Annotated in this window: 20 protein-coding genes and 2 pseudogenes; 7 read left to right on the top strand and 15 right to left on the bottom strand. The window is 62.3% G+C overall.

The window, feature by feature from the left end; all coding sequences use genetic code 11:
• Positions 1-28 precede the first annotated feature (28 nt).
• From EJ076_RS18105 to EJ076_RS18085, 5 genes and pseudogenes are all read right to left on the bottom strand, one after another.
• Positions 29-169, bottom strand: a complete 141-nt coding sequence (locus tag EJ076_RS18105) for a capsid protein (RefSeq protein WP_126068806.1) — start codon at positions 167-169, stop codon at positions 29-31.
• Positions 170-325: 156 nt separating this feature from the next.
• A complete protein-coding gene (locus EJ076_RS18100; RefSeq protein WP_126068805.1) occupies positions 326-2,398 on the bottom strand; it encodes a prolyl oligopeptidase family protein in 2,073 nt (690 codons plus the stop codon).
• Between the two features lie 70 nt (positions 2,399-2,468).
• Positions 2,469-3,641, bottom strand: coding sequence for an MFS transporter (locus EJ076_RS18095; RefSeq protein WP_126068804.1), 1,173 nt, complete (start codon positions 3,639-3,641; stop codon positions 2,469-2,471).
• A gap of 110 nt (positions 3,642-3,751) precedes the next feature.
• Positions 3,752-4,928: pseudogene (locus tag EJ076_RS18090) on the bottom strand (MFS transporter).
• Positions 4,929-5,110: 182 nt separating this feature from the next.
• Positions 5,111-7,018 carry a phospholipase D-like domain-containing protein gene (locus EJ076_RS18085; RefSeq protein WP_126068803.1) on the bottom strand — a complete coding sequence of 636 codons (1,908 nt, stop codon included), beginning with the start codon at positions 7,016-7,018 and terminating at the stop codon, positions 5,111-5,113.
• Between the two features lie 260 nt (positions 7,019-7,278).
• On the opposite strand from EJ076_RS18085, the gene EJ076_RS18080 reads away from it, so the two are divergent.
• From EJ076_RS18080 to EJ076_RS18065, 3 genes are all read left to right on the top strand, one after another.
• Positions 7,279-8,856, top strand: coding sequence for a trimethylamine methyltransferase family protein (locus tag EJ076_RS18080; protein WP_109668651.1), 1,578 nt, complete (start codon positions 7,279-7,281; stop codon positions 8,854-8,856).
• Between the two features lie 170 nt (positions 8,857-9,026).
• A complete protein-coding gene (locus EJ076_RS18070; protein WP_126068802.1) occupies positions 9,027-11,597 on the top strand; it encodes an FAD-dependent oxidoreductase in 2,571 nt (856 codons plus the stop codon).
• Between the two features lie 2 nt (positions 11,598-11,599).
• Positions 11,600-12,955 (top strand): Xaa-Pro peptidase family protein, encoded by a 1,356-nt coding sequence (locus EJ076_RS18065; RefSeq protein WP_109668646.1) that lies wholly within the window; start codon positions 11,600-11,602, stop codon positions 12,953-12,955.
• Here EJ076_RS18065 and EJ076_RS18060 read toward each other — a convergent pair.
• Positions 12,920-13,747 carry a PhnD/SsuA/transferrin family substrate-binding protein gene (locus tag EJ076_RS18060; RefSeq protein ID WP_126068801.1) on the bottom strand — a complete coding sequence of 276 codons (828 nt, stop codon included), beginning with the start codon at positions 13,745-13,747 and terminating at the stop codon, positions 12,920-12,922. The two genes, EJ076_RS18065 and EJ076_RS18060, sit on opposite strands and share 36 nt — an antisense overlap.
• A 91-nt stretch (positions 13,748-13,838) precedes the next feature.
• On the bottom strand, positions 13,839-14,849 hold the full coding sequence (locus EJ076_RS18055; RefSeq protein WP_164548675.1) for a fatty acid desaturase: 1,011 nt from the start codon (positions 14,847-14,849) through the stop codon (positions 13,839-13,841).
• 229 nt (positions 14,850-15,078) lie between these two features.
• Here EJ076_RS18055 and EJ076_RS18050 point away from each other — a divergent pair, with 229 nt between their 5' ends.
• Complete coding sequence (locus EJ076_RS18050; protein ID WP_013531192.1) at positions 15,079-15,936, top strand: helix-turn-helix transcriptional regulator; 858 nt, start codon at positions 15,079-15,081, stop codon at positions 15,934-15,936.
• Positions 15,937-16,068: 132 nt separating this feature from the next.
• Here EJ076_RS18050 and EJ076_RS18045 read toward each other — a convergent pair whose 3' ends face one another.
• The 7 genes from EJ076_RS18045 to EJ076_RS18015 all read right to left on the bottom strand — a co-directional run bounded on the left by EJ076_RS18045 (position 16,069) and on the right by EJ076_RS18015 (position 20,899).
• Positions 16,069-16,371 (bottom strand): hypothetical protein, encoded by a 303-nt coding sequence (locus EJ076_RS18045; protein WP_126068800.1) that lies wholly within the window; start codon positions 16,369-16,371, stop codon positions 16,069-16,071.
• A 177-nt stretch (positions 16,372-16,548) separates the two neighbouring features.
• On the bottom strand, positions 16,549-17,088 hold the full coding sequence (locus tag EJ076_RS18040; RefSeq protein ID WP_023810244.1) for a MerR family transcriptional regulator: 540 nt from the start codon (positions 17,086-17,088) through the stop codon (positions 16,549-16,551).
• 125 nt (positions 17,089-17,213) lie between these two features.
• Positions 17,214-17,537 (bottom strand): integration host factor subunit alpha, encoded by a 324-nt coding sequence (locus EJ076_RS18035; protein WP_013532231.1) that lies wholly within the window; start codon positions 17,535-17,537, stop codon positions 17,214-17,216.
• A gap of 103 nt (positions 17,538-17,640) precedes the next feature.
• Complete coding sequence (locus tag EJ076_RS18030) at positions 17,641-18,612, bottom strand: beta-ketoacyl-ACP synthase III (RefSeq protein ID WP_126068799.1); 972 nt, start codon at positions 18,610-18,612, stop codon at positions 17,641-17,643.
• Between the two features lie 9 nt (positions 18,613-18,621).
• Entirely contained in the window at positions 18,622-19,692 is a 1,071-nt protein-coding gene (plsX, locus tag EJ076_RS18025) for a phosphate acyltransferase PlsX (protein WP_126068798.1), read from the bottom strand.
• Between the two features lie 113 nt (positions 19,693-19,805).
• Complete coding sequence (locus EJ076_RS18020; RefSeq protein WP_126068797.1) at positions 19,806-20,354, bottom strand: DUF177 domain-containing protein; 549 nt, start codon at positions 20,352-20,354, stop codon at positions 19,806-19,808.
• Entirely contained in the window at positions 20,351-20,899 is a 549-nt protein-coding gene (locus EJ076_RS18015; RefSeq protein WP_126068796.1) for a ubiquinol-cytochrome C chaperone family protein, read from the bottom strand. Before EJ076_RS18015 ends, EJ076_RS18020 begins: the two co-directional genes overlap by 4 nt.
• A gap of 114 nt (positions 20,900-21,013) precedes the next feature.
• On the opposite strand from EJ076_RS18015, the gene EJ076_RS18010 reads away from it, so the two are divergent.
• Together EJ076_RS18010 and EJ076_RS18005 are read left to right on the top strand one after the other, a co-directional pair.
• Positions 21,014-21,529: an outer membrane protein assembly factor BamE gene (locus EJ076_RS18010; RefSeq protein ID WP_109668931.1), complete on the top strand. Its 516-nt coding sequence runs from the start codon at positions 21,014-21,016 to the stop codon at positions 21,527-21,529.
• A 154-nt stretch (positions 21,530-21,683) separates the two neighbouring features.
• On the top strand, positions 21,684-22,157 hold the full coding sequence (locus tag EJ076_RS18005; protein ID WP_126068795.1) for an NUDIX pyrophosphatase: 474 nt from the start codon (positions 21,684-21,686) through the stop codon (positions 22,155-22,157).
• 150 nt (positions 22,158-22,307) lie between these two features.
• Here the strand turns inward: EJ076_RS18005 and EJ076_RS18000 are convergent, their stop codons facing one another.
• A complete protein-coding gene (locus EJ076_RS18000) occupies positions 22,308-24,449 on the bottom strand; it encodes a sodium-translocating pyrophosphatase (RefSeq protein WP_109668627.1) in 2,142 nt (713 codons plus the stop codon).
• A gap of 904 nt (positions 24,450-25,353) precedes the next feature.
• Between EJ076_RS18000 and EJ076_RS35480 the strand changes: the two are divergent.
• A pseudogene (locus EJ076_RS35480) lies at positions 25,354-25,653 on the top strand (CatB-related O-acetyltransferase); the annotation flags it as partial.
• Positions 25,654-25,675: the final 22 nt, after the last annotated feature.

The raw sequence follows: 25,675 nt of genomic DNA, 5'->3' as shown, positions 1-25,675 counted from the left end.
CTATCCGGCCCAAGCCGGGGCGAATGCATCAGAGGATGGCAGGCGGCGAATAACCGATGCGGGCGCACAGCCGCAAAAGCTCGGCGCGCAGCGTGCGCGGTGACGGTGTCACCGCGACCCGCAATGCGCGAGCCTCAAATGCGCCAACCAACATCTTGACGAGAGCCATGGCTGGCACCTTAAGCAATTCCAGGAAAAGTGTGAAACGGTTTTCCCGGGAAAAGCGCGTAGCGCTTTCCCTCAGGGAATTGCGTCAAAACAAGAGAGCGAGCAAAGGGCGGTCGAGGTGAACCCCCCTTTGCGTCGGCGACACTCGGCCTGCCGGTTATGCCACCCCGCCCAGCGCCCTTTGCAGGAACACATATTTCATCGCCGTCTGCGCCGCCTGCGGCCGGCGGTCGCCGCGCCCGCCATGCCCGCCTTCTGTCTCCTCGAAGAACAGCGTCTTGGCATGGCCGGCTTCCTGCAAGCGGGCGGCCATCTTGCGCGCATGGCCGGGATGGACCCGGTCGTCCGCGGTCGAGGTCGTCAACAGCACCGGCGGATAGGCGGCACCGGCGTCGACATGCTGATAGGGCGAGTAGGCTGAAAGCCACTTCGCGTCTTCCAGTTTTGACGGATCGCCATATTCGGCCATCCACGAGGCGCCAGGCGGCAATTCGGTGTAGCGCAGCATGTCGAGCAGCGGCACTTCGATGATGACGGCGCCGAACAGCTCGGGATGCTGCGTTAGCGAGACACCGGTCAGCAGGCCGCCATTCGAACCACCCTGGATGCCGAGTGAGCTTGCTGTCGCGATGCCGCGTTTGACGACGTCCTGCGCAACCGCGGCGAAGTCGTCGAATCCGTTCTGGCGATTGCCCTTGAGCGCCGCTTGATGCCACGCCGGACCGAACTCGCCGCCACCGCGAATGCAGGCCTGCACATAGGCATTGCCCTTTTCCAGCCACAGCCTGCCGCGCACGCCGGCATAGCCCGGCAGCAGCGGCACTTCGAAGCCGCCATAGCCGTAGAGCAGCGTCGGCACCGGGCCCTTCTGGTCGCGCCGCCGGACGACGAAGTACGGGATCATCGTGCCGTCCTTCGAGCGCGCCTCGAACTGCTCCGAGATCAGCGGCGAGGCATCGAAACGCGCCGGCTGCGACTTCACGGTGGCGAGCGTCTCGCCATTGTCATCAGACCAGATGATCGAGCTCGGCGTCAGGAAATCGGTGAAGGAGAAGGAGACGGTCGAGCCGAAATGCTCGGCATGGCTGATGCCGACATTGCCGTTTTCGGGCAGCGCCACCGGTTTCAGAGACCAGCCGCCATCCCTGCGATCGCAGACGATGACCTTGCCGCGCACATTGTCCATCAGGTTGATGAACAGCCGGTCCTGCGTACGGGCAATGCCGGCGATGGAAACGCGATATGCGGGCTCGAACAAGGTTTCCACAGGTCCGAGCGCGCCGGTCTCGACCCAGTGCGCCAGATCCAGCGAATAGAGGCCGTCAGGCTTGCAAACCGTGCCGTCGGGCGCTGTCCACGGACTGCGCACGCCGAACACGAGCTGATCCTTGAATATTGCCGTATCGGTCATGTCGTCCGGCAGTGGCAGCTGTTTGTTTTCGCCGGAAGGCAGCCGCAGGAAGATGTGTGAGGCGAAGAAATTCAGCGTCCGGGCCAAGATCAGATAGCGTCTGTCACCGTCGTACTCCAGGGCGGCACCAACAGCGAGATCCTCTTTCTGCGCCTCGAAGATCGGTGTCGCGTCCTCAAGCTTGGTGCCGCGCTTCCAGAGCTTGATCACGCGCGGATAACCGGAGTCGGTCTTGTCGGACTCTTCGAACGCGGCGGAAACAATCACGGTGTCCTTGTCGAGCCAGCCGAAGCCCGACTTTGAAGCGGGTGCGCGAAACCCGCCTTCCACAAAGGATTTAGTCGCGATGTCGAATTCGCGCATCTCGCTGGCGTCGCCGCCATCGGGCGACATGCTCACCAGGCAGCGGTTGAAGTCCGGATAGAGTCGGCTTGCGCCGCCAAAAACCCATTTTATCCCCTCCTTCGCCGCAAGCTGGTCGAAGTCGATGATCGTTTCCCAGTCGGGCTTCTCGGTCTTGTAGGAAGCAACCGTCGTGCGGCGCCAGAGGCCGAGCACATTGGTCTTGTCCTGCCAGAAATTGTAGACATAGCCAGCGATGGCGGCACCGACAGCGATGTTGTCCTCGGCCGTCATCAGGTCGAGCGCGGTCTGGAACGACGCCTGATAGGACGGATCCCCCTGCAGCTCGCCAACCGTGACCTCGTTCTGGCGATGCACCCAGTCGAGCGACTGCTTGGCTGTCCTGTCCTCCAGCCAGAGAAACGGATCGTCGGTCGAAGGAGCGGAATTGGGCGTCTTGGTGGCGAGCTTGGTCATGAGGTCTCCGATAAACGTGTCGCTTTTGGCACTGCCAACATCGATATGCCGTGTCCGGTATTCAATATGTTCAGCGCACGATTAAGGCTTTCCGCCGACCAACCAGGCTTGCGATCGCCAGCGCAAGACACATCAGACCAAGCGTGATCGGTAGACCTCTCGCGCCCAGAATGTCCATGGCGGTGCCTGCCAGTGGCGGCACGGCGATGCCGCCGACGCCCCACATCAGGGAAAAGGCGGCATTGCCGGCGACCAGTGTCGAGCCGGTGAAGCGCTCGCCGAGCTCGATGATCGACATTGTGTAGATACCGTAGGAAACCGCGCCCCAGACAAAGATCATCGGCCAGATCAGCGGTGACTCGATGAGGAGCGGCAGGAGTAGGCAGCCGAGCACCGTGATCGCCACGCAGGCGAGCCGCACCAGGCGCGCGGAAAGCCTTTCGGCCAGCAGGCCGAGCGGCACCTGCATGGCGATGTTGCCGGCGATCATCACCGACAGCAGCGCGGACATGCGGGTTTCAGTAATGCCGTGATGCGTGCCATAGACCGGCAGCAGGGCGAGCGCGCCCTGTTCGAAGCCGGCCGCTACCACGACGGCAAACAACAGCAGCCAGGCCAGCGGCACGAAGCCAAGGACGGAAACTTGGTGCCCCGCCTCGTCGACCTTGGGCAGGCGCGGCAGCACGGAGGCTAGGCAGATGCCGCACAGCACGAAGGCGAAAATGCCGACCAGGAACGGCGGCCAGCCTTCCGTGCCGACGGCAAGCAGGCACAACGGCCCAGCCGCAAAACCGGCCGAGATGATCGTCGAATAGACACCCATGACGCGACCGCGCCGCGCCGGCGGCGCCAGCGCGATCACCCAGATCTCGCTCAGCACATAAAGCGGGTTGGTCACCACACCGATCAGGAAGCGCAGCGGAAACCAGAGATAGACATTCTGCGTCCAGCCAATCAGCGCCAGCACGATTGCTGACAGAGCAGCACAAATGAGCGCGGTGCGCCCTGCCCCGAACCGGCGCGCCAGCGCCGGGATCAGCGGCGACGACAGGATGAAGCCGACCGGCGTCATCGCCGCCGACAGGCCAATCATCGCCGGAGAAACGCCCTGGCGCTGCAGGATGAAGCTCAACAGCGGATAGGACAGCCCCTGCGCGATGGCGAACACCGAGACGGTCGCGATCACACCGGTAATCGCGGCCCATTGCATCGTCTCGTCGTCGTTCGATTCCGCCAGAGTCATTGTGCGCACCACTATCGGGCTGCAGGATTAGCGATTGAGTTGGATGGTGGTAAGCCCCGGCGGCCGAAAACCGCTTGCTCCAGACAATGCTTGTCAGGAAGCTGGGCCCGTCAGGAAGCTCGGCGCACCGATGAGCGATACAGCGCGAACAACACCAGCACAGCGTCGATGCCGGCGATCACGACCGGCAGGCCGAGCGGGCCGATGCCTTGCATGAGCAGGCCGGCACCGGGTGGGCCGACGATGCCACCGGCACCCCACATCAGCGCAAAGGCCGCGTTGCCGGCGACCAGCACCGAGCCCTTGAACCGGCTGCCGAGTTCGACCAGCGCCATGGTGTAGACGCCGTAGCCGACAGCGCCCATCACCAGCAGCACCACCCAGATCAGCGGCGTCATGATCAACAACGGCAGCAGGGCTGCGCAGGTGGCGGTCGCCAGAGCACAGACGATGATCATGGCGCGGCCGCCAAAACGCTCCGCCAGAAGGCCGAGCGGAATCTGCAGCAGGATGTTGCCCAGCGAAAGCGCCATCACCAGCGAGGCCAGCACGGCTTCCGCCAGACCGTAACTGGCGCCGAAGACCGGGACCAGCGCATAGGTGCTCTGCTGGACCGCCGCCGAAAACCAGAACAGCAAGCAGCAGCGCGGGCGCCACCTTGGCGAAGCCGACAAGGCCGCTGGCAGGCTGACCGTCATCCTCGAAACCGGTGAGCTTTGACGAGACGGCGTGCAGGATCACCGCACAGAGCGTGAAGCCGGCGACACCGACCAGGAAGGGCGCCCAGCCCGACGTGCCTAGCAGGGTCAGCGCGAATGGCCCGGCCGCGTAACCGGCGCCCATCAGCGTGTTGAAGACACCCATCACCCTGCCGCGACGCGACGGCGGCGCCAGCGACAGCGCCCACACCTCGCCCAGGATGTAGAGCGGGTTGATGACCACGCCGATGATGAAGCGGATGACGAACCAGGCCACCCAGTCCTGCAGATAACCGATGCCCAGGAAGCAGAGCGCGCCGGTCAGCGAGCAGCCGACCGCCAGGTTGCGTGCGCCGACCAGCCGCACCGCCGCCGGCACGAAGGAAGCCGACAGGATCAGGCCGAGCGGCATCATCGCCGCCGACAGGCCGATCAGTGCCGGCGACATGCCTTGCTTCTGCATCAGCAGTGTGAACAGCGGCGAGCTCAGCCCTTGCGCCGCGCCGAACATGGCAAGTGCCGCTGTGACGCCGGCAAGCGCTGCCCACTGCGTTCCCGCTTCGCCTTCGCTCGAGCCGGTCGCGACCATGCTGATGCTGTCATCCATATGAAATGCTGGCCATCCGGCCTGCAAGCCCGACTAGCTACGGGTTCGACTTGGGGAAAGGAAGGGCCGGCCACCGAAATCCGCTTGCGCCAACGAGCCCGTCCGGTTGGCCGAAGCCGAATGGTTCCTGATTGAACGGCGGCAAGTGCTCGGCTCGGCCGACGCTACGGAAAATACCGGGCGATAGCGCCCTTCTTGCCGTCGGCGTAAGGCTTCAACCACTTGTCGTCGGTGGCGATCCCGTCATCGTCGGAAGGTCCCTTGCCGATCGTCCGGCGCCAGGCGCGGAACTTGTAGTGATCGAACACGTCGAGCATGTGCACCGCGTAGGCGGCGGCGAAGGTCTTGTCGCCCTCGACGATCACCAGGTTCTCGTCATTTTCGTAGGACGCCTTATAGCCAAGGTTATGGCTGCCGGTGATGACGGTGGCGTTGTCTTCCATCGGATCGATGATGACGATCTTGTCGTGCACGATCGCATGGCCGACGGTCAGCACCTCCGCCTGGAAATCGCGGGCGATCGTCGCGCCGGTCAGGTTTGCCGCCCGCACGATCGAGACGTTCGGCGCCTCCCAGACTTTCTCCGGAAAAACGAATGGCGACTTGCCGTCCTTGTTCGACTTGTGGGTGACCGGATCCTTGGTCGGCGCGACATAATTGGGCATGGCGGTCTCGTCGCTGATCGCGCCCTGCACGATCAGCTTCGGATCGGCCATCGCTGCCGCCACCGCCTGGTCGACGATCGAGTTGTCGCCCAGCAATGAAGGATTGAACACCAGGAACAGCACCGCGCGCTTCGCCGCCTTGATGCGGGCAAAGACGTCCTCGAGGTCGACCGGCCGCACCGAGATGTCCTTCTTGTTGCGGTCGGGGTCGTTGGGTGAAAACCATACCGTCATGCCGTCCAGCGCCGCCGTGGCGCCGTTCAGCGAATTTGGCCTGTGGTTTTCCCGGCGGAAGGGCACGCCTTGCGTCTGCGCGACATGACCGGCGGCGCTTTCCGAGGCCGGCGGCGGGAACACATCGGCCTTCATGCGCTGCCAATAGGCGTCGAAGATCTCGGCCATATCAGGGTCGTCGCGGATGAAGGCGTTGTTGGACTGTCCGCAGATGCCTGTCGACGTCCAGTTGGTGCTGCCGGTCATCACCGCTTGCGGCTTGCCCTGGGGATCGCGGTAGACGGCAAACTTGTTGTGGCCGATGTGGTTGTTGTTGAACAGGCGGTCCGTCACCACGACGCCCGCGTCGTGCAAGCGCTTCCTGTATGGCGCGTTACCGGCGTCCCAGGCCTTGGTCTGGTCGTCCCTGCCAGAATTGGAAAGGATAACCTCGACGATATCCTTCGCGGCGATGATAGCATCGCACAATTCGTCATCGCCAAGTTCATAGAGCGCAAGCCTGACCGTGCCACCCTCGGTCTTGGCCCGTTTCATGAGACTGGTCAGCACATCGGGCACATCGCCGTGCAGATAGGCGCGTATCTTGCTGGTCGGATCCTGCAGGATCGCAGCGATCTTCTCGCGCTGCCCGACCTTGATGCCGGCCTCCTGCAACGCGTGCGACATCCATTGCGTCGACAGCACGCCATTGGTGAAGGCGACACGCGCCTTGCCGAACATCTGTCCGAGGAAGATTGGCGGACTGACCGCGCCGTGGCCGAGATAGCCCAGCGGCCGTGCCGGCCCGGTATAGGCGGGTTTGCCATCGACGACCTGATCGGGCCGCACCGGTACGGGATCGAGGCCAGACTTCATGTCGCCCACCGGACGCACCCGGTAGGCTATCATCTCGCCGTCTGGCCTGACGTCGATGCTGTCGCGACGCCGCCGCACGGTTAGATCGCGCCAGAATGTCTTCTGCACCGGCCAGACGCCGGTGTCCTGGGGAATCCATCTCGGATTGCGCTGTCCCTTGAAAGGCACCCAGGAGGCCAGGCAGCGTTCTACCCCGGTGTCGGGATAGATGCGCACGATCTCGAAGCCAAGGCAGCCCGGGATCATCCCGTCTATATCCCAGGAAAGGAACGCGACCTCGTTGTTCGTCGCGGCGCGCACTTTGACGACGTCAGGCATGACTGTCCCTCCAAAGACGTTAGGCTCGCAAGTATATCAGAAGTAAAAGACGGAAGTGTAACGCACTCCACATAAGCGCATTCAGCCGACGGCTGCTCTCGGGTACTTCCGGGCGCATCGGCACGGCAGGGCGATGCCGTGGTCGCGCAGCTGCCGTCCCGGCATGTCGCTTCCCTCGCCCTAGTGGTCGCCGCCTCCGCAATGGCTGGCCAGCCGCCGGTCCATTATGCCGCCCGCTATCGCATCGCACGAGGACCATCATGACCGCCGCCCTACAACCCTTGGAACCGGCACTGGCCACCGACCGCGCCCGTCGCGGCGGCCGCGCCGGAAAGCGCGCCGGCGGCTCGGCCGCGTTCGAGCAGCCGGCTTTTCGCCAGCTGAAGAACCCGCTGACCCCAACCAGGCTGGTTTCGGACGACGAGCTGGAATCGATCCATCTCGCTTCCTTGCGCGTGCTGCGGGAAATCGGCGTCGACGTGCTGCATGACGAAGCCCGGAGCATCATGAAGGCGCATGGCGCCGATGTGCGCGAGGGCAGCGAGCGGGTGCGCTTCGACAGCGACATGATCCTCGAACTGGTGTCGCACTGCCCGTCGGAATTCACCATCCATGCCCGCAACCCGGCACACAATGTGCGCTTCGGCGGCAACAATGTGATCATCTCTATGATGGCGTCGGCGCCCAATTGCTCCGACATCGATCGCGGCCGGCGGCCCGGCAACCAGCAGGACTACCGCAACTTCCTCAAGCTCGCGCAGATGCACAACATCCTGAACTGCACGGGCGGCTACCCGGTCGAGCCGACCGATATCCATCCGTCCGTCCGGCACCTCGAATGCATCCGCGATCTCAGCGTGCTTACCGACAAGGTGTTCCATATCTATTCGCTCGGCAAGGAGCGCAATGTCGACGGCATCGAGATCGCCAGGATCGCGCGCGGCATCAGCCACGAACAGATGCTCGAAGAACCGTCCGTCTTCACCATCATCAACACCAACTCGCCGCTCAAGCTCGATGTGCCGATGATGGAAGGCATCATCCAGATGTCGAGCAAGGGCCAGGTCGTCGTCGTGACGCCGTTTACTCTGTCGGGTGCCATGGCGCCGGTCACCATTGCCGGCGCGCTGGTGCAGCAGAACGCCGAGGCACTGTCCGGCATCGCCTTCGCCCAGATGGTGCGCAAGGGGGCGCCCGTCGGCTATGGCGGCTTCACGTCCAATGTCGACATGAAGTCCGGTTCACCGGCTTTCGGCACACCGGAATACATGAAGGCGCAGCTCGTCGGCGGCCAGCTTGCCCGCCGCTACAACATCCCCTACCGCACCTCCAACACCTGCGCCGCCAACACGGTCGACGCGCAGGCGGCCTATGAAAGCGTGTTCTCGCTGTGGGGCGCCATCCAGGGCGGCGGCAATCTGATGATGCACGCCGCCGGCTGGCTCGAAGGCGGCCTGCGCTGCTCCTACGAAAAGACCATTCTGGACATCGACCTGCTGCAGATGGTGGCCGAATTCCTGACCCCGCTCGACCTGTCCGACGAGGCGCTCGGCTTCGACGCCATCCAGTCGGTCGGACCGGGCGGCCATTTCTTCGGCACCCAGCACACGCAGGACCGCTACAAGACCGCCTTCTACTCGCCGATCCTCTCCGACTGGCGCAATTACGAGACCTGGGCGGAAGCTGGCTCGCCGACGGCGCTCGAAAAGGCCAACAAAGTCTGGAAGGAACGGCTTGCGTCCTACGAAGAGCCCCATATGGACCCGGCCATCCGCGAGGAACTCAACGCCTTCGTCGACAAGCGCCGGTCCGAGGGCGGCGCGCCGACCGATTTTTGATCGTCTGTGTTGTTAATGAACAGTCGACCCCCACTCCGTCGAGCTGCGCTCGACACCTCTCCCCCGATCGACGGGGGAGAGGAAAGGTGCGAGCTTATGCAGGCTGGCGCCCTTCCTTTCCCTCCAGAGGGGCCACCCGATTCAATCTCTTCAAAAACGGACCTATCTAAATGAAATCTCACGTAAAAGCGGTTGTCATCGGCGGCGGCGTCGTCGGCTGCTCGGTTCTCTATCACCTAGCCAAGGCCGGCTGGACCGACATCATGCTGATCGAGCGCTCGGAGCTCACCTCCGGCTCGTCCTGGCATGCGGCGGGCGGCTTCCACACGCTGAACGGCGATCCCAACGTCGCCAAGCTACAGGCCTATACGGTGCAGCTCTACAAGGAGATCGAGGAAATATCAGGCCAGTCCTGCTCGCTGCATTTGACCGGCGGCGTGATGATGGCCGATACGCCCGAGCGCATGGATTTCCTGCGCCTCGCCCACGCCAAGGGTCGCTATCTCGGCATGGACACAGAGCTGATCACGCCGTCCGAAGCCAAGGCGATGTTCCCGCTGATGGACGAGACCAATTTCGTCGGCGCCATGTGGGATCCGGTCGAAGGCCATCTTGATCCGTCCGGCACCACGATCGCCTATTCCAAGGCAGCAAAAAAACTCGGCGCCGAGATCGTACTGCGCAACCGCGTCGTTGAACTGACGCAAGAGGTCGACGGTACTTGGAACGTCGTCACCGAACAGGGCACGGTGAAGGCCGAGCATGTCGTCAATTGCGGCGGCCTGTGGGCGCGCGAGATCGGCCGCATGGTCGGCGTCGAACTGCCGGTGCTGGCCATGGAGCATATGTATCTCTTGACCGAGCCGATGCCGGAGGTCGAGGAATTCAACAAGTCGACCGGCCGCGAGATGATCGGCGTGCTCGATTTCAAGGGCGAGATCTACACCCGCCAGGAGCGCAACGGCATCCTGCTCGGCACCTATGAGAAGGCCTGCAAGCCGTGGTCGCCGGTCAACACGCCGTGGGATTTCGGCCATGAATTGCTCCCGCCCGACCTCGACCGCATCGCGCCGTCGCTGGAAATCGGCTTCAAGCACTTCCCCGGCATCGAGAAGGCCGGCATCAAGCAGATCATCAACGGCCCCTTCACCTTCGCGCTCGACGGCAACCCGCTGGTCGGCCCGGTGCAGGGCCTGACCAATTTCTGGTGCGCCTGCGCCGTCATGGCCGGCTTCAGCCAGGGCGGCGGCGTTGGTCTGGCACTGTCGAACTGGATGGTGCATGGCGATCCCGGCTTCGACGTCTGGGGCATGGATGTCACCCGCTTCGGCGAATGGGCCGGTCTGCGCTACACCAACGCCAAGGTGCGCGAAAACTATTCGCGCCGCTTCTCCATCCGCTTCCCCAATGAGGAACTGCCGGCCGCACGCCCGGCGCAGACGACGCCGCTCTACGACACGATGCTGGCCAACAATGCGGTCATGGGCGACAGCTGGGGACTTGAGACGCCGCTCTGGTTCGCGCCGAAGGGCAAGGAACCCAGGGATATCGTCTCCTTCCACCGCTCCAACGACTTCGGGCCGATCGGCGAGGAAGTGCGCGCCACGCGTGAGCGTGTCGGCGTCACCGAGATCGCCAACTTCGCCAAATACGAAGTGTCGGGACCTGCGGCCGAGGATTTCCTCAACCGGCTGATGACCAACCGCATGCCGAAGACCGGCCGCATCGTGCTGACGCCGATGCTCAACGAATTCGGCAAGCTGATCGGCGATTTCACCATCGCCAAGGCGGCCGAAGACCGCTTCATGATCTGGGGTTCGTCGGCGGCGCAGAAATACCACATGCGCTGGTTCGAAAAGCACCTGCCGAAGGACGGGTCGGTCCGCATCCACCGCTTTGACCAGACGCTGGTCGGCCTGTCGATCGCCGGGCCGAAGTCGCGCGACTTGCTTCAGAAGCTGGTCGATGTCGACATCTCGACCAAATCCTTCCGCTTCATGGATTTCCGCGAGATGGCTGTCGGCGGCGCGCCATGCCTGGTCAACCGCATCACCTACACCGGCGACCTCGGCTACGAAATCTGGATGGCGCCGGCCTATCAGCGCCTTGTCTATCAGGCGATCAAAGACGCCGGGGTGGAGTTCGGCCTGGTCGATTTCGGCATGCGCGCTCTGCTCTCCATGCGTCTCGAAAAGAACTTTCCGACCTGGTTCCGCGAGCTGCGGCCGATCTACGGACCGTTCGAAGGCGCGATGGATCGCTTCATCAAGCTGGAGAAAAACGACTTCATCGGCCGCGAGGCTGCCGCCAAGGAACAGGCCGAAGGACCAAAACTGCGCCGCGTTTCCTTCATCGTCGATGCCGCCGATGCCGATGTCATGGGCGACGAGCCGATCTGGGCCAAGGTCAGCAAGGACTACGGCACGGTTGAAAAGCCGCACGGCTATGGCGCGCCGCGCTTCGACAAGAGCGGCAAGGAAATACGTGGCTCCAAGGCTGCCGAAGGCGCGTCCGCCGTGCGCGGCATCGTCGACGGCGACTGGCGCGTGGTTGGCTGGGTCACGTCGGGCGGCTATGCCCACTATGTGCAGAAGTCGATGGCGCAAGGCTATGTGCCGGCGGCTCTTGCCGAGGACGAAAGTGCCGGACTGTTCGAGATCGAGATCCTCGGACACCGCCGACCGGCCCGCATCAACGTCGAAGCGCCCTTCGACCCTAGCGGCGAGAAGATGCGGACCTGATCATGGACAGCGCGGGGCCAAAGGGCAGCTTTGGCCGGCATCGCAAGATCATGCCGTTCGAGCCGGACTCTATCGAAGCGCTGCGCGACGCCTCCCGCCAGAAGGCGGCGTCGCTCAACCAGCATGTGCTGGGCTACGGCGCGCAGGCTGAGGCTGAATGGGCAGCGGCAGGCATTGCCGCTCCCGATCTGCCTGCGATGCGCCAGTACCGGCTGGAACGCATCCGCGCCGAGCTGAAGCGCCGCGGATACGCCGGCGCCCTGCTCTACGACCCCGTCAACATCCGCTACGCCACCGACAGCACCAACATGCAGCTCTGGGTGGCGCACAACCCGACGCGGCATTGTTTTGTTGCCACCGACGGGCCGGTGGTGCTGTTCGACTATTTTTCCTGCGAGCACCTGTCCGACCATTCCGGCGTCGTCGACGAAGTGCGGCCGGCGGTATCGTGGATGTATCTCTATGGCGGCGAACTGACCGAGCAGAAAGTCCGCCGCTGGGCCGCCGGAATCGTCGATCTGGTGAAAGAGCATGGTGGCGGCAACAGCCGGATCGCCATCGACCACATCAATCCGGAAGGCGTCGAGGAACTGGCTCGCCTCGGCATTTCCATCGGCAATGGCGAAGCGGTGATGGAGAACGCGCGGCTGATCAAGTCTCCGGACGAAATCCTGGCCATGCGCCGCGCCATCGTCGCTTGCGAAGCGGCGATGGGCGAGATGGAACAGGCGCTGAAGCCGGGCATTTCCGAGAACGAATTGTGGGCGGAACTTCATCGCGGGAACATCGCGCGCGGCGGCGAATGGATCGAGACGCGATTGCTCACGTCGGGGCCGCGCACCAATCCGTGGTTCCAGGAATGCTCGTCACGCAAGATCGAGGCTGGCGATCTTGTAGCCTTCGACACCGACCTGATCGGTCCCTACGGCTTCTGCGCCGACCTGTCGCGCACATGGCTGTGCGGCGATACAACGCCGACCAACGAACAGCGCGACCTGTTTCGCATCGCCGCCGATCAGATCGAACACAACACGGCTCTGATGCAGCCGGGCATCAGGTTTCGCGACCTTGTCGAACGCTCGGCGGTACCGCCCGGCGATTGCTTCCCGACCCGTTACGGCGTGCTTTATCACGGCGTTGGGCTGGCCGATGAATATCCGACGCTGCCGCATGCCAGCGACTGGACATCAGACACGCCGGACGGCGTGCTGGAACCAGGCATGGTGCTGTGCGTGGAAAGCTATATCGGCCGGCTTGGCGGGCGCGAGGGCGTCAAGATCGAGGAGCAGATCCTGATCACCGCGGCCGGCAACGAGCAGCTCTCAACCTACCCGCTTGACGAGCGGCTGCTCGGCTAGTCCGGCAATGGCCTCACGCAGCGCCTTGACCGTCTTTTCCGGCGTCGTTGCGGCGGTGATGTAAGGCAGGCCTTTGCGCCGTCCCGTCCAGCCGACGACCGCCACCTTTTTCGCCGCCGGCTCGAAGCGTTGCGCCAGTATCCAGCTCTCGCAGTCGATCGCCGCAACATCGGCCCTGCCTTCGGCAATGGCGACGATCGAAGCGCGATGGCCGCCGCTTTCGCTCCGCGAGGCAAAGATGTCCAGACTTTCGCCCATCACATCCAGGTCGCGTGTCAGTCCGAGAAACCCCGACATCGAATCGAGGCTGTTGAAGGTGAAGCGCTTGCCACGCATCAGATCGAGCGGGAGCAAGGGGCTGCCGTCCGCCGGCGATAGAACTTCCGGCCCCTCGCCTGTCCGCATCACCAGCGCGCTGGAATAGAGTTCGCCTTGCCCGCCTTCGTAGGCGTCGTAGCTGGGCTGGCCGATCACCTGCACATGCCTGGACAGGCCAAGCTCCATGGGCCCCCAGCAGGTCTGCGCGAACAACAGCGCCGGGTGCAGCCAAAGCTTGTGATAGTCGAGTTCATCCGGCGGCAGGGTCGCCGGATCGGGCGCGATCAATGTACCGGCAGCATCGCGAATACCGCCCGGCACCGACGGCAGGTCACCATTGCTGCGCACCAGGGTTTGCGGCGCGTCGATACCTTTTTGCCGGAAGGCATCGCGCAATCGTGCCCATTGCGCGTCGACCTCGCCGCGCACTTCGGGCCAGTCATACATCGGCAACGCCGCAACCAATTCACTCATGCCGACACTCAATCATCATGTCTGGAAAAAGGATCGCAAAAACGCGGCGTCCAATCAGAATTGGCCGACGCGGATCCCGGATAGGCCGGAATTATTCCTTCGGCGGCTCGGCGGGGACCGGCGCACTGCCAAGCCCGCTGATGCTGCGCGCCCTGATGCGCGGCTTGAAGGCCCTGCCCGGCTCCGGCGCGCGCCGCAGCACCGGGTGCACGATCGGCTCTTTCGCTTTGAACGCATAGGCTTTGATCAGCGCGAAATAGTTCGGATAGGCATAGCCATTGTTCATCCGCAACCATTCCTCACGGCGGTCACGAAACAGCTTGGGCAGCTTGTACCAGGCCACGGTCGGGGTCTTGTGGTGGACGAAGTGCAGATTGTTGTTGAGGAACAGGAACGACAGCGGCGAGCGCTCGACGATCACCGTGCGGCCTTCCGGATGTTCCGACCATTGATGCTCGGCGAACGTACGGATCGAGATCAGCGACTGGCCGAGCCAGACCGGCACCAGAATGTAAAGCCACAGCGGGATGCCGAAGCCGAACTGGACGATCGGCAGCACGACAGCCAGGCCGATCGCATGCAGCAGCCAGGCCTTGCGGATCGCCTTGTCGCCGGCAATCATCTGCTTGGCGTCGTCGATGAAGAAGCCGATACAGGACAGCCAGGGGCCGAGCACGAAACGGCCGGCCATGGTGTTGTTGATCTTGAGCAGGAATTTCATCGTCGGCGGCAGCTCGTCATGCTGCCAGAGTGCTTGATAATAGCTCTCGGGATCGTCCAGTGGATCGGTCAGCCGCTCGTCGGCGTGATGGCGCAGATGAATGGTCTTGAAGCGGCGGAATGGCCAGACCAGACCGATCGGCAGAAACACAAAGGCTTCGTTGACCCGCGCGTTGCGCGTCGGATGACCGTGCAGCACTTCGTGCATGATCGAAGATTGCAGTGCGGCGGTGAAAGCCAGGACGGCGAGCGCCAGGACGGGGTAGGATGGCCAGAGCAGGAAACCGGTGGCGAGCCATGTTGCGTAACAGAAGAAGGCGAGTACCACGGTCGGCCACTCGATGGCCGGTACGCTGTGTCGCCTGATGCTCTTGCTCGTCATGCTATCGACCACTGTCCCTCAGTCGCCGGAACCCCAATTGGTTCCTGACAGCATTGTGTCAGGAGAAATGATTCCACTCAACGAGACAAAGTGCACAAACTGTTGCGATTGCGCATTTTTGACCGCACATGTTATACATTGTAAACAGACTTAGGGATTCATTTACGCCTGAGATGCGCTTGGAAGCGGTTCAGCGCAAATTTTTCCTCAATCGGCTTGGAGCACGGACATGGACAAGCGCGACCTGTCGACGATCTTCCGCGAACGCCTGAAAATGCTCTTGACACGCTCCGACCTCAACCAGTCGGCCTTCGCGACCGCGGTTGGCATCGACCGCTCGGCGCTGTCGCAGCTGCTGTCGGGCGCCTCGACCCGCCTGCCCCGCGCCGAAACGCTGCTCAACATCGCCGCCGAGTTCAAGGTGTCACTGGACTGGCTTCTCGGCCTCAGCCAGGACGAGGGCCTCACGGGCGAAATCCGCGAGAGCCTGGAGATCGAGGAAGCGCCCGACGGTTTCGACCGCACGCTGCTGGCCAAATGGCATGCCGAGGCGGCCGGCACCAAGATCCGCTACGTTCCAGCCGGCATTCCCGATCTTCTGCGCACCGAAGCGCTGGTCGACTACGAGGCGGGCATCGCCAACAAGAGCCGCCTCGCCCAGGCCGGAGAAACCCAATACCGCATCGACTATAACAGGCGGCCGGAAACCGACATGGAAGTCTGCATGCCGCGCCACACGCTGGAGATCTTTGCCCGCGGCCTGGGTGTCTGGGATCGTTTCCCGGAAGCCGACCGGCGCGCCCAGTTGCTGCATATGGCGACGCTGCTCGACGACCTCTACCCGACCTTCCGGCTATTTCTCTATGATGGGCGGATGCGCTATTCGATCCCCTACACCATCTTCGGCCCCTATCGTGCCGCCATCTATGTCGGCGACATGTATCTGGTGCTCAACGCCACCCAGCCGATCCAGACACTGATCCAGCACTTCGACAATCTGATCCGCGCCGCCGACATCAATGCGCACGAGGCGTCCGGCTTCGCGCACAGACTGGCCGGCATGTCGTTCCCAACAGGGACTGTCTGAGCTTCCAATCATGGTCCTCTGACAAAGCCTAAGATTTAGGCAGGACCCGATAAAAAACGACGGCGACCGCTCCGAAGGGCGGCCGCTATTTTTGTCCGTCATTGTTCCGGAGAGGATACCAAGGGTCGCAGCTCAGCGCCGGCTGAACAGCAGGCTGGCAACAAGCCCGAGCACCACAAGGCCGACCGCGGCGGCCGCCGCCGGATGGTCGCGGGCCGACTTCTCGATCACCCTGCCCTGTTTGCGGATTGCCGGCATGGCATCGCGCAGACGCCCGGCAAGATCGGAATAGGTGTCGAGCGCGGCATCGCGACCGTCCTCGTAATAGGCGCCGCCGCGCCTCGCCACAGCCCTCCTCAAGCTGGCCAATTCCTTGGTGAGAGCCGCGACCTGCTTGTCGAGGTCGATGTCCGAGAGGGTCGAAAATGATGCCATGATGTGTTTCCTTCACTTGCAGAAGGAAACGAAACGCCTCACCGGAAGACGGGTTCCGGTTTTCGAGATATCGATGTCGCTTCGGGCTGCTCTATCTCTTTGTTTTCACGCAATTCCCAAGGGAAAGCGCCATGCGCTTTTCCGGGAAAACCGTGTCACACTTTTCCTGGAATTGCTTTAGCGCACCTGGTCAAGCAGGCGCTTGCATTCCAGGAGGTCGAACAGCGCCTCCTGTAGCAAGGCCCGATTGTCGCGCGAGAGCTTCGACGCGTCCGGCTGCACCGGACCGTCCTCGTCGCTCTTGCCCAGGCCGAAAAAGCGGCGGCTGGGCTTGACCCGTGGCTGGCCAACCAGTTCGTCATCCATGCCGCGCGGCTGGGCTGCAGGCGTCAGCGGCACCTGATCGGCCTGCCTGCGCTGCGAGATCGCCTCGACGGCGGCCATGTCACCATTGCCGATGGCGACCAGGAAATGATTGCCATTCTCGCGCAACAGTTTCTGCACGCCCTTGATGGTGTAGCCCTGGTCGTAGAGCATGTGGCGAATGCCCTTGATCAGTTCGACATCCTGCGGCCGGTAGTAACGACGACCGCCGCCGCGCTTCATCGGCTTGATCTGGTTGAAACGCGTTTCCCAGAAGCGCAGCACATGCTGCGGCAGATCGAGATCTTCGGCGACCTCGCTGATGGTACGAAAGGCGTCGGGGCTCTTGTCCATGGGCGAATCCTCACGCTGGACGACGATCCGGCTTACCCTGCCGAATCGGGTCTTATTTCAGCGGTTTATGAAGCAATATTCAAGCCCGGCGTCATGGCGGCGGCGGTTTTCAACCGCGCAGTGGGCTACTTGCCGCTTTTGGCCTTGCCGCTTTGGTGGGAGCGCAGGATACGGCTCTTCAGCACGTTCGACGACTTGAAGGTCATCACCCGGCGCGGCAGGATCGGCACTTCTTCGCCGGTCTTGGGATTGCGGCCGATGCGCTCGTTCTTGGAGCGGACGTGGAATGTAGCGAAGGACGACAGCTTCACTGTCTCGCCGCGGACGATCGCTTCGCAGATTTCGTCCAGCACCGCTTCGACGAGTTCGGCCGATTCAGTGCGCGACAAGCCGACCTTCCGGTAAACTGCCTCGGCAAGGTCGGCGCGCGTAAGTGTCTTTCCCCCCATGCGACCGTCCCATCAGCTCAAAACATAAAATTCGGCACAACAACGGCAGAGCCTAAGTAATTGATCCGGCAAGGTCAAGGACCGAAACCGGACCGTTCGGCACTTACCAGCGAACCAGAACAGCGCCCCAGGTGAAGCCGCCACCCATCGCTTCCAGGAGGACGAGATCGCCCTTCTTGATGCGGCCGTCGGCGACGGCCACCGAAAGCGCCAACGGCACGGAAGCTGCCGAGGTGTTACCGTGCAAATCGACCGTAACCACCACCTTTTGCTCGGCTATCCCGAGCTTCTTGGCGGAAGCGTCAATAATTCGTTTATTGGCCTGGTGCGGTACGAACCAGTCGAGATCGCCGGCTGATATACCGGCCTGCGAGAACGTCGCCTCGATGACGTCGGTGATCATGCCGACCGCATGCTTGAAGACTTCGCGGCCCTCCATCCGGAGGTGGCCGACCGTGCCCGTGGTCGACGGCCCGCCGTCGACAAAAAGCTTGTCCTTGTGGGTTCCGTCGGAGCGCAGGCTGGCCGCCAGGACGCCATGGTCGGCGATCGTGCCCGCGCCCTCGCCCGCTTCCAGGATCAAGGCACCGGCACCGTCGCCGAACAGCACGCAGGTCGAGCGGTCGCTCCAGTCGAGAATGCGCGAGAATGTTTCCGAGCCGATCACCAGGACGCGCTTGGCCTGGCCGCCACGGATGTAGAGATCGGCGGTGGCAACCGCATAGACGAAGCCGGAGCAGACCGCCTGCATGTCGAAGGCAAAGCCGTGATGCATGCCAAGCCGGTTCTGTATCTCGACAGCGGTGGCCGGAAATGTGTTGTTGGGCGTCGAGGTCGCCAGCACGATCAGATCGATGTCGGCGGGCGTAAGACCCGCATTGGCAATTGCGGCACGCGCCGCCGCTTCTCCCAGCGAAGCCGTCGTCTCGTCATCACCTGCGATATGGCGCTGGCGAATACCGGTGCGCTGGGCGATCCACTCGTCGGAGGTTTCGACCATGCCTTCGAAATCGGCATTCTTCATGATTCGGCGGGGCAGCGCGGCGCCCGTGCCGCGCACGACTGATCTGATCAAAGTTCTTTCCTATTCCTTTGCGTCGATAACGACGTCGGATTTCCTAGATGTCAGGGCATGCGGGTTGCGCGCATGGAACAGGTCCAGGTCGGCCTCGATGCGGTCGAGCAGATTGTTGCGTACCATATCATAGCCAAGCTCGATCGCCGCGGCGAAACCGTCCGAATCTGCACCACCATGGCTCTTCACCACGATGCCGTTCAGCCCCAGGAAGACGCCGCCATTGGAGCGGCCGGGGTCCAGCTTCTCGCGCAAGCGATCAAAGGCGCCCTTGGCAAAGAGATAGCCGATCCTGGCCATCAACGTCCGGCTCATTGCCGCGCGCAGATAGCCGCTGACCTGCCTTACCGTACCTTCGGCCGTCTTCAGCGCGATGTTGCCGGCAAATCCTTCGGTGACAACCACATCGACCGCACCCTTGCCGATGTCGTCGCCCTCGACAAAACCATGATAGTTCATCGAGGCCATATTGGCTTCGCGCAGCATGCGCCCGGCCTCCTTGACCTCTTCCTGGCCCTTGATCTCCTCAACCCCGACATTGAGCAGACCGACGCTGGGCCGGGCAATGCCGAAGACCGAGCGCGCCATGCCGGTGCCGAGAATGGCAAAGTCGATCAGCTGGTGCGCATCGGCGCCGATGGTGGCGCCGACGTCCAGCACCACGCTTTCGCCGCGCAATGTCGGCCAAAGTGCTGCGATCGCCGGGCGTTCGATGGTGGCCATGGTGCGCAGGCAGAATTTCGACATCGCCATCAGCGCGCCGGTGTTGCCGGCCGAGATGCAGGCGTCCGCCGTGCCGGCCTTGACCGCTTCGACGGCCTTCCACATCGACGACTTCCAGCGGCCGTGGCGCAGCGCCTGGCTCGGCTTGTCGTCCATCCTGACCGCTATTTCGCAATGGAAGAACTCGCTGACCTCGGCGAGCTTGGGAAACTTGGCGAGTTCCGGGCGCACGACCTCCTCACGCCCGTAGATGACGAAGCGGATGTCGGGACGGCGGGTCGCGACCGTCATGAGCGCCGGAATAACCACGGCTGGTCCGTGATCGCCGCCCATGGCATCGATGGAAATCCTGATCACGCGGTATTTATCTCACGGTTAGGCGGCAGATCGCTTTAGCGCTCGCGAAGGTTCGGCGAAAATAACGGTTTTGGGCTGCTGCACAACCGACTTTTCCGTCGCGGGCGAGGTTTTCAGGATTTTCCCAGCAAGGATCGCAGTTTTTGCTGAAATTCATTCTCCGCCGGTTCGGTCTCGCTGCCGGCATTCAGCGACGCGCCCTGCTTGCGCGGATAAGGGTCGATGGCCAGTCCGAAGTACTGTTCGGCAAGTGCCCCGACATCGATCGTGTCACCGGAAAATGTTTCGGGACTGTCAGGGCCTTCCGCGTCGAGCAGGATCTCGCCGCCGCCGTCGAAACCCTGCCGTCCAAGCTTGGAGTCTTCAGGTAGCAACAGAGCTTCGACTGGTTCGTCGATATGCGCTTCGACAGGCTCGAGCGTGACGATGCAAGCCTGGGTGATGTCCGCTTCGATGCGACCGCTGATCTTCACGCCGTTGCGCTTCCATGACGCCACCAGAAGCTCAGCGCGATAGGATTCGACCGAAATCAGGCCGTGCTCCTCGGCCAGCGCTGCGCGCTGTGCGGCATCGGCCTCGATAACCACCGGCAGACCCTTCTGCGGCAGGCGCGTGACGTTGGCGCGGAAGGATACCGGGCTTTGCGGGTCAATGTGCTTCATTGTTCACCTCCCTTGGCGACGGGAAAGGCCAGCGTGCCGGAGACAATCGATTCGGGTGTCTGCGCGGCCAGCAGGTTGCAGGCGTCGGTGACATAGTCGGCCAGCAGCGATGCTTCCGGCCAGGCGCCGGCGTCGGGCCGGACATTGCGGGCAAGGGCTGCGGTGAGCCCGTCACGGTCGTTTCTTTCCAGGGCATCGTCATAGGCGGCGGTTCGGCCATAAAACATCTTTGCCAGCTTTTTCATGCGTTTGGGCACGCCAACGTCGCCAATGCCCAACTCCCGCAGTGAATGATCGACGTCGAGGAAGAACTCGTCGATCAGCACCTGAGCGACCTCTTGCGCCACGCCGCTCTCACCGCGCAACCGATGCTGGAACAGGAACATGTGCAACGACAGCATCTCGAAACGGCCCAGCGGCGTGTCTGGCACATTCCAGTGGGAATAAAACACGGTCTGCCGCGCCGCCGCCACGATTTGTGCGTAAAGCGCCTCGGTGATAGCGCGGTTGGCGTGGCGTTCGCGGCCAAAAAAGCGCTGGAACATTGGGGATGGTCTCCTGGGGACCGTTTGTTGAAGTGGCCTTGTTGCATCGGCAAGCAAGCTGGTTTACCGGTTTCGCGGCCCAGCGCAAGTTGCGGCCAGCTAATGGAGTTGTTGTTGCGCGCGCTGAATTTCAAGTCGACCTTCTCGTCCAGGCCCGCTGGCGCAATCTCGCTGCTGGTGATTGTTTCGGCGCTGTCCGCCTGCCACACCAACAAGATGATCGGTGACCTCAGCCCCAGCGAGACGCTGACGCAGGGTTACGTCATCGACCAGCAGGCAATCGATTCGGTACCAGTCGGTTCCAGCCGCGAGCAGGTGTTGCTGGCGCTCGGCACGCCGTCGACGACGGCGACCTTCGACAACGAGGCCTTCTATTACATATCGCAGACGCGCAAGCGCTACGTCGCCTTCGACAAGCCCAGGCTCATCGATCAGAAGGTGCTGGCGGTCTATTTCGGCGCCGACGGCCGCGTCACCCAGATCGCCAATTACGGGCTGAAAGACGGCAAGATGTTCGACTTCGTCTCACGCACCACACCGACCGGCGGCAAGGACCAGAACTTCCTCAGCCAGATCATCAACGGCGCCAGCAAGCTGGCGCCCGGCATTCCCGGCGGCGGCACTCCCTGATCTCAGACTCTGAGTTCCCCTGCGGGAAAGCAGCAACATCTCAGGCGACCAAAAACCCGTGGGAGCGATCCGGCGGGTTTTTGTTTTCTGCCGTTGTTCGACGATCCGCGCCAGTCGTGATCTTATATTGTGCGATCTCGAAGGGAGTAACAGCATGGCGCGCCTACCTCTGCAGATCTTAGTCATCCCATATCGATATCGCGACGACGGTCGGATTGAGTATGCAATCTTCAGGCGCGGCGATCATTCTGAAGATTGCTGGCAGGGGGTAGCGGGCGGCGTCGAACAAGGGGAAACAGCCGAACAAGCAGCGAGGCGTGAGGCGATGGAGGAGGCTGGCGTCCCCTTCAAAGCGCCGTTGGTCTCGCTAGACGCGGTGGCTAGCGTGCCGGCCTTTCACTTCCAGGATCGCGATCTCTGGGGACCAGACGTATACGTGGTCCTGGAACGTGCGTTCGGGATATATCTGGAGGATGATCTGACTATCGTACTATCGCGCGAGCATACCGAATATCGATGGGTGGCCTATGAAGAAGCGTCCCGGTTACTCAAATGGGACAGCAACAGGACAGCCTTGTGGGAATTGAACGAACGACTCAAACGTGACGACATAAACGTGCCGTCCTGACGATAGCATCCAGCCGACATGGCGGGGACAAGAAGCTCTTCAACGCCCGCCCTCACGAGCATGCCTTTCGTCTGAAGCCTGCCGTCGAAGCCAAACAAAGACCCGCGGGATCGCTCCCGCGGGTTTTGTTTTCGAGCGATGGCTCCGTGATCAGCCGTGCGCGAGCACGGCCAGTAGCAGGAGCGCCACGATATTGGTGATCTTGATCGCCGGGTTGACGGCCGGGCCAGCGGTGTCCTTGTAGGGATCGCCGACCGTGTCGCCGGTCACCGAAGCCTTGTGCGCTTCGGAACCCTTGAGATGCTTGACGCCGTCCTTGTCGACAAAGCCGTCTTCGAAAGACTTCTTGGCGTTGTCCCAGGCACCGCCGCCAGAGGTCATCGAGATAGCGACGAACAGGCCATTGACGATGACGCCGAGCAGCGACGCACCAAGGGCGGCAAAGGCGGACGCCTTCGAACCCGAGATCAGCAGCACGCCGAAATAGACGACGAGCGGCGCCAGCACCGGCAGCAGCGACGGGATGATCATCTCGCGGATTGCTGCCTTGGTCAGAAGGTCGACCGCGCGTGCGTAGTTCGGCTTCGAGGTGCCAGCCATGATGCCCGGATCCTCGCGGAACTGCTTGCGCACTTCCTCGACGATGGCGCCCGCCGCGCGGCCGACGGCCGTCATGGCAATGCCGCCGAACAGATACGGGATCAGGCCGCCGAAGATCAGGCCGGCGACGACATAGGGGTTGGAGAGATCGAAGGAGATCTCGCCCATACCCTGGAAGTAGGGATATTTGTCGCCATTGGCGGCAAAGAACTTCAGGTCGTTCGAGTAGGCGGCAAACAGCACCAGCGCGCCGAGACCGGCCGAACCGATGGCGTAGCCCTTGGTCACCGCCTTGGTGGTGTTGCCGACCGCGTCGAGCGCGTCGGTGGACTGGCGCACTTCCTTGGGCAGGCCGGCCATTTCAGCAATGCCGCCGGCATTGTCGGTGACCGGACCGAAGGCGTCGAGAGCAACGATCATGCCGGCAAGGCCGAGCATCGTGGTGACCGCGATCGCCGTACCGAAGAGACCGGCGAGCTGATAAGTCGAGATGATGCCGCCGACGATGACGATCGCCGGCAGCGCCGTCGATTCCAGCGAGACCGCAAGGCCCTGGATGACGTTGGTGCCGTGACCGGTGACCGACGCCTGGGCGATGGAGTTGACCGGGCGCTTGTTGGTGCCGGTATAGTATTCGGTGATCACGACGATGAGACCGGTCACCACGAGGCCGACGAGGCCGCAGATGAACAGGTTCTTGCCGGTGATGGCCATGCCGGCAACGGTGCCGATCTCGCCCCAGCCCAGGGTGACCGAGGTGGCGACGCCAAGACCGACGATGGACAGCAGGCCGGTGACGATCAGGCCCTTGTAGAGTGCGCCCATGATCGAGCCGTTGGAACCGAGCTTGACGAAGAAGGTGCCGACGATCGAGGTCAGGATGCAAGCGCCGCAGATGGCGAGCGGATAAAGCATGGCCGCACCCAGGACGGGGGTGCCGCCAAAGAAGATGGCAGCCAGAACCATGGTGGCGACGACGGTCACCGCATAGGTCTCGAACAGGTCGGCGGCCATGCCGGCGCAGTCGCCGACATTGTCGCCGACATTATCGGCGATGGTGGCCGGATTGCGCGGATCGTCTTCGGGAATACCGGCTTCGACCTTGCCGACGAGATCGCCGCCGACATCCGCACCCTTGGTGAAGATACCGCCGCCGAGACGGGCGAAGATCGAGATCAGCGATGCGCCGAAGCCGAGCGAGACCAGCGAGTCGATGACGATGCGGTCATTGGGCTGAAGGCCCATGAAGTGGGTCAGGACAAGGTAGTAGATCGATACGCCGAGCAGGGCCAGGCCAGCAACCAGCATGCCGGTGATAGCGCCCGATTTGAACGCGATGTCGAGGCCGGCAGCGAGGCTGTTTGATGCGGCCTGCGCCGTGCGAACGTTGGCGCGAACGGAGACATGCATGCCGATGAAGCCGGCGGCGCCCGAAAGCACCGCACCGATCAGGAAGCCGATCGCGGCGGTGATGGACAGCAACCACCAGGCGAGCACAAGGACGACGACGCCAACGATAGCGATGGTGGTGTACTGACGCGCCAGATAGGCTTGTGCGCCCTCGCGGATAGCCGCGGAGATTTCCTGCATGCGTGCATTGCCCTGATCGGCCGCAAGGACCGAACGTGTCGCCCAGATGGCGTAAAGGATTGAAAGCAGGCCGCAGGCGATGACGGCGGAAATAATTGTCATTGCCGGATTTTCCTCGATTGATGGCCCAAAAGAACCCCTCCCTGGGCCGTTGAGACAGAGACCGGATTCCTCAGACGGAATCCAACCCTTCGCAGCGGTGTATGCGAAACGGGGCTCGGAACGTCAAGATATTGTTCGGTTTTTGCCCGGCTTTCGCCGCAATGCCTTCTTGCAAACCGATTGAATTTATTCAGATCGGGCCATGCCCGGCACTGAAGGGCTTGTGGCGGCCCTGAAAGCTCAGTCGTTGAGTCCAGCCAGCTGCTCGTCCGTTGGTTAGGTCAGAACAGGTGCAACACGACCAATCAGCCGATGCCCGCGCTCTGCGCCCAAGCCCAGCTCGCTTCTGAGAGCAGCGGCCCTCCGAACTTGATCCAATTCTCTCGGTCGCCCACAGAAAGTAGCGGGTCACTGACAGAATCCAGGCAGAGCCGACTCGCGTCTTCGGATATCTTCGAAATTGAAACTTTCCTGGCGACAAAGAAGGTCGATGCCGTGCCGTTGCGTTTCCGTTGGCGGTGCAGGGTCAAATAGGTGCCGCGACGTACCCGCCTAGTATAGAAACGTTGAGCACATGAACGAAGTCAAACCTCTAACCAAAATGGCTTAGGCACAAATGGGATTTGCAAGAGAACTTAGAACCAAGCTTGGGCTTAGACGAGTTCCCAATCCGGAAGTCCTGCCGCAGCACGCATCAGTTGGCCGCAGGTCATACAGCGTGAAGCCCAGTAATATCTATTGGTGCGATGAAACCTCGCCGCTAAGAATAGGAGCGTTCTGTTCAATAGCGGAGGAAGTCCTATTCCTTTGTCGCGCTAATCATCCGACGCAGTTTGTCTCAACTTTCCCATTCCGAGCTCTCATGACAAAGTCGATGGTTGCCTATAGTGATCTGGTGGTCAACGGACCGACTGAAATCGGCAACGATGTATGGATCGGACGACGCGCAATCATCATGCCAGGAATAACGATTGGTGATGGTGCCGTTGTTGGAGCCGGCTCGATCGTAACGAAGGACGTAGCTCCCTACGCGATTGTCGCCGGAAATCCTGCCAAGTTCATCCGTAACAGGTTTACCGACGACCAGATTGCGAGATTGCTTGCTATCCGCTGGTGGGAATGGAGCGACGAGAAGATCATAGCAGAACAGCCGAGGTTCTTTGGCCCGGTTGACGCCTTCATTGCCGCGAGTAGCGCGTCATAGCGCATCAGCGTCAGGTGAGGTC

Source organism: Mesorhizobium sp. M7D.F.Ca.US.005.01.1.1 (assembly GCF_003952545.1).
Classification (GTDB): Bacteria; Pseudomonadota; Alphaproteobacteria; order Rhizobiales; family Rhizobiaceae; genus Mesorhizobium; species Mesorhizobium loti.
The sequence above is the reverse complement of the archived record's forward strand: the minus strand, read 5'-3'. Positions and strand labels throughout refer to the sequence as shown.